This window comes from Xanthomonas nasturtii (assembly GCF_023337365.3).
Taxonomy (GTDB): domain Bacteria; phylum Pseudomonadota; class Gammaproteobacteria; order Xanthomonadales; family Xanthomonadaceae; genus Xanthomonas; species Xanthomonas nasturtii.
The window spans coordinates 1,036,015-1,048,453 of record NZ_CP142084.2 but is presented as its reverse complement, the minus strand read 5'-3'; the positions used below and the strand labels follow the sequence as shown (position 1 = coordinate 1,048,453).

Here is a 12,439-nt window from a genome sequence, read left to right as displayed (position 1 = left end):
CCAAAAAAAGATGGCCACGTCGTCTCCGACGCAGCCATTCAAGTTGCCTGGCATGCACTCCCATGCGCTGCCTGATCGTGATAACGCTGCCGGTCACTGTTGGCCATCGGCACGCTGCCACGATCATGTGGATGACAGCGTTTCAATCCGGCCCGCCTTTCCGTCAGGCATCCAGCCCGATCGGGCAGCTCACTCCCGTGCCGCCAAGCCCGCAATAGCCATTGGGATGCTTGGCGAGATATTGCTGGTGATCGTCTTCGGCGTAGTAGAACGTGGGCGCCGGGAAACGGATCTCCGTGGTGATTGCGCCATACCCGGCGGCATCCAGTTGCTGCTGGTACGCATCGCGGCTGGCAAGCGCGGCGTCGTACTGCGCCTGCGTGGTGCAGTAAATCGCCGAGCGGTATTGCGTGCCCACATCGTTACCCTGCTGCATGCCCTGGGTCGGGTCGTGGCTTTCCCAGAAGGTGCGCAGCAACTGCGTCAACGACACGGCCTGCTCGTCGAACACCACCAGCACCGCCTCGGTGTGGCCGGTCTGCCCGGAACACACTTCCGGGTAGGTCGCATTCGGCGTCTGACCGCCGGCGTAACCCACCGCCGTGGTGTACACCCCTGGCACGTTCCAGAACTTGCGTTCTGCGCCCCAGAAGCAGCCAAGCCCGAAGTGCACCTGGGCCAGGCCGGTGAACTCCCCGCGCAACGGATGGCCGTTGACCAGGTGCGTGTTGTGTAACGGCAGCGCTTGCTCGCGGCCCGGCAGTGCGTCGCCTGGACGTGGCATGCGTTGTTTGAAGGCGCCGATTCCCAGCATGGTGCAACTCCGCAATCGTGAGGATTGCCTGCTGGATGGCGCCGGCCGCGGCGGCTTTCAAGCCTGCACGGCCGGCGCACGGTCGCTGGACATCACTTACTTGGTCTTGGCAACCGCCGAGCGCGTATCCACTTCCGGCATCGCCGAGCTGTGGTGGTTGATGATCAACCACTTGCCGTCGCGCTTTTCGTACACGAAGGTGTAGCGCGCCTGCACGTTGCTCTTCTTGCCCTCTTTATCGGTCAGGGTGAAGGTATAGACGCCGGCATCCACTGCACTGTCGTCATCGAGCACACGCACGGTGCGGTAATTGATCACGCCCTGCGGCTTCTTGGTCAGGAACATCTCGAAGTACTTTTCGATCTGCTCGCGCGAGGCGCGCACTTCGTTGGAGACCGTCGGCAGCAGCACGCCGTCCGGTGCATACAGATCGGCCACCTTGTCGGGGTTGCCAGTGGCCAGTGCGGCGTTCCAGGTATCGAACAGCGCGGCGACTTCGCGCTCCTCGCCGCCGGCCGGCAGCTTGGCCTTGTCGGTGTAATGCATCACGCCGCCAGCCAGCGCCGGGGTGGCAGCCAGAGCCAGAACCAGAGAGAAGAGAGTGCGACGCATTGGGAATCTCCGTGTGGTTGATGGGGGTGCCTCATCGGGCAAGCTCAGTATCGAAATCAGGCAGCCCCAAAAATTCTGCCGAATGGCATATACTCAAATATGCTGATCGGCCTAAAGCGAAATCATGGAAAACCCCACCAACGCTGGCGATTGGCGCCTGACCTTACGCCGCGAAGCCTCAGATAGCGCGCGTTGGCAGGCGCTGTGGGAGGCCGCTGTGGTGCTGCGCCAGGCGCACAGCCCCGAACAGGCCTGCGACGCCGTGCTGGGGCGGGTGCTGGCGCTGCTTGGCCTGGAGCACGGCGCGGTGCTGGCGCAACGCGGCCCGCGCACGCAGGTGTTGGCCAGCCGCGGCCGCGCACTGCCGCCCGGAGCCAGCGCCGCCGGTGACGGCCACGAAGCGGCGTGGCTGATGCCGCCGCGCCCGTCCGACATCCGCGAAGCCAGGGTGCCGATCCATGCGCTGGGGACCACCCACGGCATGGTCTGCGTAGCCTGGAACGAGGGCCGCCCGGCACCCGGCAACGACGATGTGCAGGCGCTGCAGGCATTCGCGCTGCTGCTGCCGGCGATGGTGGCCGAACCGGCCAAGCCGCTCACCACGCGGCGGCGCAAACCGGTGCAGGACGATCGCCTCGGCGCGCTGAGCAAACGCGAAAAGCAGGTGTTGTCGTTGCTCCCGCGCGGACTCACTAACGCGACCCTCGCAGCTGAACTGGGGATTTCTCCCGGCACGGTGAAAGTGCATGTGGAGCGAATCCTGCAGAAACTTGAGGTAAAAGATCGCACCCAGGCCGCGGTGTACGCGGTTCAATCCGGACTTGCGCTATGAATGCATTGGCAGTGCGTTGGAACGATTGGCCGATTACCCGCAAAAGCCTGGCGGTCGTCACTTTGCCGTTGCTGTTGCTGGCCGTCGCATTGATGGCGATCTACAGCGTGGAGCGGCAGAACATCGCCGCCGAAAACGACGTGCGGCAGACCCTGGAAGTGCTGAGCGACCTGTACGAAGCGCATGCGCTGCTGGCCGAAACTGCAGCCGGTGTGCGCGGATATCGGCTGGTGCGGCGCGATGAATTCCTTACCCCGTATCGCGATGCCGAGCCGCGCCTGCAGCGTGTGGCCGAGCGTCTGTCGCAACGCATTACCGACCCGGGCCAGGCCCGGCGGTTTGCGCGCATCAAGCCACTTTTTGCCGAAAAAATGCAGGGTTGGCGTCGGTTGCTGGCACCGGATCTGAGCCGCGAGGAAGAGATCCGCCAGCTCTGGGATGGTAAATACAAGCTCGACATCCTGCGTGCGGAGCTGCGCGAGCTGCGCAATTACGAAACCGCGCAACTGCAGGTGCGTACCGCCAAGGCGCAAGGGCTGCGTCAACGCAACCTCATCATCACCTTGAGTGCAGCGATGCTGGGCGGCCTGGGCGCGGTATTTGCGGTGGCATGGTTCGCCTCTGCATTGTCGGGGCGCCTGCGTACGCTGGCCGCCAACGCCGACCGCCTGGGCGAAGGCTTGCCGCTGGCAGCGCAGCCGCGCGCCGGCGATGAGTTGGGCCAGGTCGGTCAGCGATTGGCACAGGCCAGCGAGCTGCTGGCCGCACGTGCAGCCGAAGCGCAGTTGGCGCGGCGCGAGGCGGAGACCGCCAACCGCGCAAAGACCGAATTCCTTTCGCGCAGTAGCCACGAACTGCGGACCCCGCTCAATGCCATCCTGGGCTATGCGCAGGTGCTGGAAATGGACCTGCCCGAGCCCGGTCATCGCCGCCATCTGCAGCACATCCTGGGTGCTGGCCGGCATTTGCTCGGGTTGATCACCGAGCTGCTGGACATCGCGCGGATCGAAGCCGATCAGCTGGATCTGAGCCCGGAGCCGATCTCGGTGCGCGCCGCCGTGCACGAGGCGCTGGGCCTGATCGCACCGGATGCGGACAAGCACGGCATCGCGCTGCAACCTTCGTCCATCGACGGGCCGTGGACGGTGCGCGCCGATGCGCAGCGGCTGCGTCAGGTGCTGCTCAATTTGTTGTCGAATGCGGTCAAGTTCAATCGCACCGGCGGGCAGGTGCAGGTGAGTACACAGGTTGATGGCGAGCAGGTGCGCATCACCGTTGCCGACCAGGGCGCGGGGCTGACGCCGGCGCAGATCGAGCGTTTGTTCACGCCGTTCGAGCGACTGGGCGCCGAGCGCTCGGCAGTGGAAGGCACCGGCCTGGGGCTGGCGTTGAGCAAGCGCTTGATCGAGGCAATGGGCGGGCGCATCGGCGTGGACAGCAGCCGCGATGGCGCGCGCTTCTGGATTTCATTGCCGCAAGGCGAGCATCAGCATAGCGAACCGGCACGCAGCCTGTTGCCGCCGAGCAACGCGGGCAGCGGCGTGTGCCGGCTGTTGAGCATCGAAGACAACCCGTCCAACCAGGCCTTGATCCGCACGCTCACCGAACGTCGCCCGCAATGGCAACTGCTCGAAGCCGCCAGCCTGGCGCAGGCACGTGAGCTGTTGAAGCAGGGCGCGCCGGATCTGATCCTGCTGGATCTGCATCTGAGCGATGGCAACGGCGAAGAGCTGCTGCGCGAACTGCAGGCGCAGCCGGCAATGGCGGCCATCCCGGTGGTGGTGATCAGTGCCGATGCCACGACCGCCACGCTGGCGCGGGTGGGGAATCAAGGCGTGCGCGCCTACCTGACCAAGCCGCTCGATGTGGCGGAATTTTTCTCTGTGATCGACAGGTTGCTGGCATGACACGCGATGAAATCCTCGGCTCCCGCATCCTCATCGTCGACGACGAGCCGGCCAATGTGCGGCTGCTGGAAGACTTGCTGCAACGCGAAGGCTTTCAGCAAGTGATCGCCACCACCGATCCGCTGCGGGTCATGGGGCTGGTGTCGGCATTCGCGCCGGACCTGATCCTGCTGGATCTGAAGATGCCGGAACTGGACGGTTATGCGCTGCTGGAGCAGCTGGCGCGGCTGTCCGATCCCGGCCACTTTCTGCCGGTGATCGTGCTCACCGCCGACCCCAGCCGCAGCGCGCGCCACCGTGCATTGGGCCTGGGGGCAAAGGATTTTTTGACCAAACCGCTGGACACCTTCGAAGTCGCCTTGCGGGTCTGGAACGTGGCCGAAACCACCGTTTTGTTCAAACGCCTGCGCGCGCTGGCTGCCCCGGAGGCAGCGCCACCGGGGTGGCGTCAGCAGAGTTGAGTTGGAGGGTGGATGCTGTGCGAGCTGAAGGCTTTTACTCGCCCACCTTCATGACACAAGGCGCAAGCGGGTGATGTGTGGCTACGCTGCAGGGCCCTTGCCCGCCCACCATCGCAGGACACGCTGCAAGTACGTCCATGTAGCTCTGGCGCGGCATCCATGCCGCTCAAGGTCCCGCGACGGTGGGCGGGCAAGGACCAGTCGAGTTAGTCGGTGTGCACAGGTTTCAACAAGCGATCAGCAAACTGGTGACGCTGTGGCTTCGCTCTTCAACAAACCACCCGCCAACGGTCTGGCGCGGTGCCCTCACCGATAGCGCGACCGTTGGCGGCATGGGTGCCGCCAACAAGCCCCCATGGACGGGTTAACGGCGTGCCCCTCCAGCGGTGACGGCATCGCGCACTCGGCCGACTCCGCACCAGCCAACTACCTGGTGCGGCGGCGCCGTCCAACTAAACTTTTGATCTAGACCGGCTGGCCACATGACCACGCAGCAATTCAACAATCTCACACCGCGCGCGTGACGTGTCCGCACAAACCGATTTCCGCCAGCACTGCCTGGGCCTGGCTCAGATGCATGTCGGCCACGCAGACTTGCAGCACGCCGAAGGCCGGCAATTCGCCGGCACCGCCCAATAGCGACTCGCCGAACACGAATGCGGTGATGCCGGCATCTTCCAGTGCGTGCTTGGCCAGATGCGCGTCCATGATGTGGCTGGCGCGATACGCGATCTGCATGTCAGCCGCGCTCCAGGCGTTCGCGCTCGGCGCCCTGTTTCCACTCGCGCAGTGCCGGCAGTGCATCCAGTGCCGCCAGGTAATCGCCGGCGGCTTCGAACAGCGGCACGCCGTAGCTGGCAAAGCGCAGCGCCACCGGTGCGAACATCGCATCGACAATGCCGAAGTCGCCGCACAGGAACTGCCCGGCATGGCCATGTTCGGCGCGCAGGCTGGCCCACAGCGCCTGGATGCGGGTGATATCGCGTTCGGCGGCCGCGTCCCACTGTGCGGGGGCGGGCGGGCGGGCCAGATTCATCGGCAGCTGGCTGCGCAGCGCCGCAAAGCCGGAGTGCATTTCCGCTGCGGCAGCGCGCGCCTGCGCGCGTACCGCCAGTTCGGCCGGCCAGCCCCGGCCGTCCAGCCAACGCTCGTTTATGTACTCGCAGATCGCCAGCGAATCCCATACATGCAGGGCGTCGTCCCACAGCACCGGCACCTGGCGGGTCGGCGAATACCCGGCGATGCGGCTCTGGAATTCCGGCGTATTGAGCGGCAGTGCGACTTCCTCGAACGGCACCTGGAAGTGCCGCAACAGCAGCCAAGGCCGCAACGACCAGGAAGACAGGGTCTTGTCGCCGATCACCAGGCGGGGCAGTGGCATGGATGGGGCGCTCCAACGGGGTCGGCGCAGCGTACGCGTCGCGACCGATGCCCGCCAGCCGTGTCCGGCCGCGCGTGAGGAGTCTTGCCCTGCCGCAAGCAGCAAGCAGCGAGCAAGGCGGCGCTTGCTACAGGGCCGGCGCGAACGATGCCTGGGGTCGCGTGGCTGCAGCCACGCCCCACGCTTGCTGCGCACCGGCGGCGGGAAGTGCGTGCTGGTTGCCAGGCATGTGAACCACCTGCATGCCCGTCGGTTGCAGCGTGACAGCCCGGCCACGGCAGCGCCACGCATGACCGGCACCGCCTGCAGGGGAGCGAGCAGGCTGGCCAACCCCAGCCAAACTGCCGGCCAGAGGCCGCCCCGCTGCCCCGCCGCCTACCCCTAACCGGTGCCACCGCCTAAACTTGCGGTTTACCTATTGCTGATGCGCGCATGTCCCAGACCCTAGCCACCGACGCCACCGCCCCGGCGGAGAAGAAAGACTTCATCCGCCAGATCGTCCGCGAGGATCTGGCCAGCGGCAAGCACACGGTCATCCGCACCCGCTTCCCGCCCGAGCCCAACGGCTACCTGCACATCGGCCACGCCAAGGCGATCTGCCTGGACTTCGGGCTGGCGGCCGAGTTCGGCGGGCTGTGCAACCTGCGCCTGGACGACACCAACCCGGCCAAGGAAGACCCCGAGTTCGTGGTGGCCATCCAGGACGATGTGCGCTGGCTGGGCTACGAATGGGCGCAGTTGCGCCACGCCTCGGACTATTTCGAGGTGTATTACCTGGCCGCACAGAAGCTGATCCGCGACGGCCACGCCTTCGTCTGCGATCTCTCCGCAGAACAGGTGCGCGAGTACCGCGGCACGCTGACCGAGCCCGGCCGTAACTCGCCATTCCGCGAGCGCAGCGTCGAGGAAAACCTGGACCTGTTCGGCCGCATGCGTGCCGGCGAATTCCCCGATGGCGCGCGCACGCTGCGTGCCAAGATCGACATGGCCAGCGGCAACATCAACCTGCGCGACCCGGCGCTGTACCGCATCAAGCATGTGGAGCATCAGAACACCGGCAACGCGTGGCCGATCTACCCGATGTACGACTTCGCGCATTCGCTGGGCGATGCAGTGGAAGGCATCACCCACTCGCTGTGCACGCTGGAATTCGAAGACCATCGCCCGCTGTACGACTGGTGCGTGGACAAGGTGGGCCTGGCCGGTCACCCGGAACTGCTGCAGCCGCTGCTGGACAAGGGCCTGCCGCGCGAAGCCGCCAAGCCACGTCAGATCGAATTCTCGCGCCTCAACATCAACTACACGGTGATGAGCAAGCGCAAGCTCACCGCGCTGGTCGAAGAACAGCTGGTGGACGGTTGGGACGACCCGCGCATGTACACGCTGCAGGGCTTGCGCCGTCGCGGCTACACGCCGGCGGCGATGCGGTTGTTCGTGGACCGCGTGGGCATCAGCAAGCAGAACTCGCTGATCGATTTCTCGGTGCTGGAAGGGTGCCTGCGCGAGGATCTGGACGCAGCCGCGGCGCGCCGCATGGCCGTGATCGAGCCGCTCAGGCTGGTACTGACCAATCTGCCGGAAGGCCACACCGAGACGCTGCAGTTTTCCAATCACCCCAAGGACGAGAGCTTCGGCACGCGTGAAGTGCCGTTCGCACGCGAGCTGTGGATCGAGCGCGAGGATTTTGCCGAGGTTCCGCCCAAGGGCTGGAAGCGTCTGGTGCCGGGCGGCGAGATCCGCCTGCGCGGCGCGGGCATTGCGCGGGTGGATGAGGTGATCAAGAACGACGCGGGCGAGATCGTCGAACTGCGCGGCTGGCTGGACCCGGAGTCGCGCCCAGGCATGGAGGGCGCCAACCGCAAGGTCAAGGGCACCATCCATTGGGTCAGCGCCGTGCATGCGGTGGAAGCGGAAATCCGTCTGTACGACCGCCTGTTTTCGGTGGAAAAGCCCGACGACGAATCCGAAGGCAAGACCTACCGCGACTACCTCAACCCCGAGTCCAAGCGCAGCGTGCGCGGCTATGTGGAGCCGAGTGTGGCATTGGCAGCGCCCGAGCAGGCATTTCAGTTCGAGCGCACCGGCTACTTCGTTGCCGACCGCCGCGACCATAACGCGGCCACACCGGTGTTCAATCGCAGCGTGACCCTACGCGACACCTGGGCCAAGTAACCGCGGCAAAACACAGCGACGCCCCTGCAAAAGGGCGTCGCTGCGACTGAGGCCGGTGGTGAGCGGACTGCCTGGAAATGCAGCTGCCGCGCCTCGTAAAGTGCCTCCCCCGGCCTCGGCGCCAACGCAGAGCAACGACTCGCCACGCAGTTGATCCAACCGGCCAGCACGACAGCGCTGGTCACGCGTGCGCGGCGATGGGATCACCTGATCAGGCAAGCGCTGAACAACGCTTTCGTGCGCTGACCATCGACAACCGATGCACCGTCGCATCTCGCGCAAGGGCTTGATTTCCTGCACCGGACACCGCTGCGATCAAGCGAGATGCAAGGCTTGCTTGCACCCCCGCAGGTGTTCAGAGGGTGCCTGCTCAACGCATCCTGCGACCCGCAGCACCCCGCCTGCGGGTCACGCAAGTGCAGCGAGCTGCAGCACGCCCTGGCCGCGTTTCAAATTTCTGCAGCGCTCGCCTTGATCCACCGGCTGCCGCACGGCAGGCTGCAATGCATGCCCTGAGGAACAGCACGATGCGTGAACGCTTGATGGTGGGTATCGCCTGCGGGATCGGTGCGGGTGCGCTGTGGGGGCTGGTGTTTCTGGCGCCGCAATTGCTGGCCGCATTTACGCCGCTGCAATTGGCAGTGGCGCGCTACCTCTCGTATGGCGCGGTGGCGGCGTTGGTGCTGGCGCCACGCGCGCGGCAGACCGCTGCCCGGCTGGGTCGCGCCGAGTGGTGGGCGCTGGTGCGCCTGAGCCTGATGGGCAATCTGATTTATTACGTGCTGCTCGGCAGCGCCGTGCAGTGGGCGGGCAGTGCGGCCACCGCATTGATCATCGGGCTGTTGCCGGTCGTGGTCACCGTGATCGGCACGCGTACCGCAGGCGCGGTGCAATTGCGCCGTCTGGCGGCGCCCTGCGTGCTGTGCGTGATCGGCGTGGCCTTGGTGGCGCTGGACACCGTGCAGGACGACTCCGGCCAGCAGGCGAGCGACCGCCTCACCCGTATCGCCGGCCTGCTGTGCGCGGTGGGTGCGCTGGCGTCGTGGTCGGCCTATTCGATCGCCAATGCGCGCTGGCTGCGACGGCGCCCGGATCTGTCCGGCGGCGACTGGTCGCTGCTCACCGGCGTGGTCACCGGCGCCTTGGCGTTGTTGCTGGCGCCGGCAGCCCTGATCGGCAGCGCAGCGCATGCACCGCTCGACTGGGCCGGCTTCTGGGGCGTGTCGCTGTTGCTGGGCATCCTGGCCTCGGTGATCGGCAATGCGTTGTGGAATCGCGCCAGCCGTGTGCTGCCGCTGACCCTTGTCGGGCAGATGATCGTGTTCGAAACGGTGTTCGCGCTGTTGTACGGCTTCGCCTGGGAAATGCGCCTACCCACTCCGTTGGAGCTGGCGGCGATCGCCTGCCTGCTGGTCGGCGTGCTGTGGTGCGCAGCACTGCATGCGGAAGCGAAATGACGCCGCCAGCTGATGCGCATGCGCCACTACCGTGCAGGCTGCGTCCCGCAGGAACACCGCCATGTGCCTTTTCCGCCGCCATTCACCGCCACGCCGGCGCGCACTGCGCAGCGCCGTGCTTTCGCTGTCCATCGGCCTGGTCGCCTGCTCGCAGCAACCCCCATTCCCATCCCAGACGGCAACGCCGGCCGAGGCGCTGTGTGCCATGGTTGCAGAGCCGCCCCTGGACGAGCCACCCACCGATCTTCGCGCCGACGGCATGCAGCAACTGAGCCTGGCCAGTCGCTGCGCCTCGGCGCTGCGCAGACATCGTTGAGGCAGCGGCGGCGTTGATCGCGCATCGCTGATGGTCAAGCGCTGAGCGCCAACAAGCGCCATGCGGGCACTGCGCCGCCACTGGCACCCACAGGCCTGCGTGCACGCTGCCTGCCGCTTGTCGGCACAGGTCCTTCCACCGTGCCCACGCTGCACGCGGCCTGGGCTTACCATGGCAGCTCATATGGTCTGATCGGAGCAGCCGCATGTCCCGTCTTCCCTCCTGGTGCCTGCGCAGCGTGGTGTTGCTGTCGTGTCTTGCCGCAATCGGCTGCGTGGCCGCACCACCGACCGATGTGGCCACCCCGCCACCGGCCAGCAGCGCCGCGCCAGCCAGCAGCCCGGCACCCTCCAAGCCGGTCACCGTCACCACCACCTGCCGCACCGATGCCGATTGCACGGTGAAGAACGTCGGCAACTGTTGCGGCGCGTTTCCTGGCTGCGTCAACGTCAACAGCGCCACCGACCCCAAAGGCGTGCTGGCGCAGTGCCAGGCCAGCGGCATGATGAGCGTGTGCGGCTTCCGCGAAATCAGCGCCTGCCAGTGCGTGGCCGGGCAATGCGCCGCAAAGGACGCGCAGGCCGATACACTGCGCCCCGCCACTCCCCCTACAGAAACGGTTCACTGATGCTTTACGCGCAAGTCCACCTCACGCTGCCCGACTGGATCCACGCGCATGTCGACGACAGCCGCGCCTATCCCCGCGATGAGGATAAGGTGGCGCTGGCGATCGAACTGTCGCGGATGAACGTGCAGGAACGCAGCGGCGGCCCGTTCGGGGCAGTCGTGTTCGGCCCGGATCACCGCATCATCGCCGCCGCAGTGAACCGCGTGGTGCCGCAGACCACCTCGCTGGCGCATGCCGAAAACATGGCCTACATGCTCGCGCAGCAGCGCCTGCAGACACCGCGCTTGAACGACGTGCTGTCGCCGGTGACGCTGGCCACCTCCGCGCAGCCGTGCTGCCAATGCTATGGCGCCACCGTGTGGGCCGGCATCGACCGCCTGCTGATCGGCGCGCGCGCCGAAGACGTGATGGCGCTGACGCAGTTCGACGAAGGCCCGCTGCCAGCCGACTGGGTGGGCGAACTGACACGCCGCGGCATCGAGGTGGTGCGCGATGTGCAGCGCGATCAGGCCTGTGCGGTGCTGCGCAACTATGGCGAGGGCGGCGGTGATCATTATTGATGTCGCGTGCACCGCCGGCGCGCTGCGGGTGCCGCGATGAGCGGCCTGCTATGTTACTGCCGCCAGGGCTTCGAGCCTGAGCTGGCTGCAGAACTGAGCGCACGCGCCGCATTCATCGGCATCGCCGGCTACGCGCGCACCCAGCGCAACGATGGCTATGTGCTCTTCGTCTGCGACGAGGCCGCGCAACTTGCCGCCAAACTGCATTGGCGCGAATTGATCTTCGCGCGGCAGAAGCTGGTGGTGATTGCCGAACTGAAAGGTATCGACCCCAAGGACCGCATCACCCCGATGCTGGCCGCGTTGGAAGGACAGCAACGTTTCGGCGATCTGTGGGTGGAACACCCGGATTCGGACGCCGGCAAGCCACTGGCGGGCCTGGCGCGCAGCTTCGGCAACGCCTTGCGCCCTGCACTGCGCAAGGCCGGCCTGCTCACCGACAAGCCGCAACCGCGCCAACCGCGGCTGCACATCTGTTTTCTCGACGGCGACCACGCGCTACTGGCCATTGCCGACAGCGCCGACAGCGCGCCGTGGCCGTTGGGCATTCCACGCCTGAAATTGCTGCCCGAAGCGCCCTCGCGCTCTGCGCTCAAACTCGACGAAGCCCTGCTCACGCTGCTGACTCCCGAAGAACGCGAAACATTGGTCAAGCCCGGCATGCGCGCGGCCGATCTGGGCGCGGCACCCGGCGGCTGGACCTGGGTGCTGACGCGGCAGCACGTGCACGTCACCAGCGTCGACAACGGCCCGCTGCGCGAGCATGTGCTGGAGACCGGGCTGGTGGAGCATCTGCGTGCCGACGGCTTTCACTGGAAGCCTGCGCAACCGCTGGACTGGATGGTCTGCGACATGGTCGAGCAACCGCGCCGTGTGGCCGAACGCATGGCCACCTGGGTGCGCGAAGGCTGGTGCCGCAACACCATCTTCAACCTCAAACTGCCGATGAAAAAGCGCTGGGACGAAACCCGCCTGTGCCTGGACCTGTTCGAGCAGCAGGCAGAGAAATCATTGATCGTGCGCGCCAAGCAGCTGTATCACGATCGCGAAGAGATCACGGTGCTGGCGATGCGGGATTGAGGGCGGGAGTCGGGATTGGGGAATCGGGAATCGTAGAGCGGTTGGCTGGCGCGGGGTTGCTGCGGTGCTGATCGCTTCGATCATTCGATTAACAACCGGCGCAATCCGCCATAGTTGTTGACAGGCGCCCTAACGCGCCTTTCTGTGGCATTCCAACTGCGCAGTTGGCAGTCGAGGCCAACCGCGCCTGGCGACACTTGCCAAGTGCCAGACAACCAG

General features: G+C 66.0%; 12 protein-coding genes. 8 read left to right on the top strand and 4 right to left on the bottom strand.

The window, feature by feature from the left end; all coding sequences use genetic code 11:
• Window positions 1–163: 163 nt before the first annotated feature.
• Complete coding sequence (gene msrA, locus M3O59_RS04440; RefSeq protein WP_116905523.1) at window positions 164–814, bottom strand: peptide-methionine (S)-S-oxide reductase MsrA; 651 nt, start codon at window positions 812–814, stop codon at window positions 164–166.
• Window positions 815–910: 96 nt separating this feature from the next.
• Entirely contained in the window at window positions 911–1,426 is a 516-nt protein-coding gene (locus M3O59_RS04435; RefSeq protein WP_064634150.1) for an SgcJ/EcaC family oxidoreductase, read from the bottom strand.
• Between the two features lie 124 nt (window positions 1,427–1,550).
• Here M3O59_RS04435 and M3O59_RS04430 point away from each other — a divergent pair, with 124 nt between their 5' ends.
• Genes M3O59_RS04430 through M3O59_RS04420 form a run of 3 tightly spaced genes read left to right on the top strand, consistent with a single transcriptional unit; the run spans window position 1,551 to window position 4,626 of the window.
• Window positions 1,551–2,258 (top strand): helix-turn-helix transcriptional regulator, encoded by a 708-nt coding sequence (locus M3O59_RS04430; RefSeq protein WP_064634149.1) that lies wholly within the window; start codon window positions 1,551–1,553, stop codon window positions 2,256–2,258.
• Window positions 2,255–4,165: an ATP-binding protein gene (locus M3O59_RS04425; protein ID WP_064634148.1), complete on the top strand. Its 1,911-nt coding sequence runs from the start codon at window positions 2,255–2,257 to the stop codon at window positions 4,163–4,165. The genes M3O59_RS04430 and M3O59_RS04425 overlap by 4 nt, the downstream gene beginning before the upstream one ends.
• Window positions 4,162–4,626: a response regulator gene (locus tag M3O59_RS04420; protein WP_064634147.1), complete on the top strand. Its 465-nt coding sequence runs from the start codon at window positions 4,162–4,164 to the stop codon at window positions 4,624–4,626. The genes M3O59_RS04425 and M3O59_RS04420 overlap by 4 nt, the downstream gene beginning before the upstream one ends.
• A gap of 507 nt (window positions 4,627–5,133) precedes the next feature.
• Here the strand turns inward: M3O59_RS04420 and M3O59_RS04415 are convergent.
• A complete protein-coding gene (locus M3O59_RS04415) occupies window positions 5,134–5,364 on the bottom strand; it encodes a putative signal transducing protein (protein ID WP_116905522.1) in 231 nt (76 codons plus the stop codon).
• A gap of 1 nt (window position 5,365) precedes the next feature.
• Window positions 5,366–6,007 carry a glutathione S-transferase family protein gene (locus tag M3O59_RS04410; RefSeq protein ID WP_249046811.1) on the bottom strand — a complete coding sequence of 214 codons (642 nt, stop codon included), beginning with the start codon at window positions 6,005–6,007 and terminating at the stop codon, window positions 5,366–5,368.
• A gap of 432 nt (window positions 6,008–6,439) precedes the next feature.
• Here M3O59_RS04410 and M3O59_RS04405 point away from each other — a divergent pair, with 432 nt between their 5' ends.
• The 5 genes from M3O59_RS04405 (at window position 6,440) to rlmM (ending at window position 12,220) form a co-directional block, all read left to right on the top strand.
• The gene (locus M3O59_RS04405; RefSeq protein WP_249046812.1) at window positions 6,440–8,179 is read left to right on the top strand and encodes a glutamine--tRNA ligase/YqeY domain fusion protein; all 1,740 of its coding nucleotides are present in this window, start codon (window positions 6,440–6,442) and stop codon (window positions 8,177–8,179) included.
• Between the two features lie 527 nt (window positions 8,180–8,706).
• Complete coding sequence (locus tag M3O59_RS04400) at window positions 8,707–9,636, top strand: DMT family transporter (RefSeq protein ID WP_116906466.1); 930 nt, start codon at window positions 8,707–8,709, stop codon at window positions 9,634–9,636.
• A gap of 521 nt (window positions 9,637–10,157) precedes the next feature.
• Entirely contained in the window at window positions 10,158–10,580 is a 423-nt protein-coding gene (locus tag M3O59_RS04395) for a hypothetical protein (RefSeq protein WP_116906464.1), read from the top strand.
• Window positions 10,580–11,140 (top strand): nucleoside deaminase, encoded by a 561-nt coding sequence (locus M3O59_RS04390; RefSeq protein WP_064633800.1) that lies wholly within the window; start codon window positions 10,580–10,582, stop codon window positions 11,138–11,140. Before M3O59_RS04395 ends, M3O59_RS04390 begins: the two co-directional genes overlap by 1 nt.
• Window positions 11,141–11,176: 36 nt before the next feature.
• Window positions 11,177–12,220 carry a 23S rRNA (cytidine(2498)-2'-O)-methyltransferase RlmM gene (gene rlmM, locus M3O59_RS04385; RefSeq protein WP_064633798.1) on the top strand — a complete coding sequence of 348 codons (1,044 nt, stop codon included), beginning with the start codon at window positions 11,177–11,179 and terminating at the stop codon, window positions 12,218–12,220.
• The last annotated feature ends 219 nt before the right edge of the window (window positions 12,221–12,439 follow it).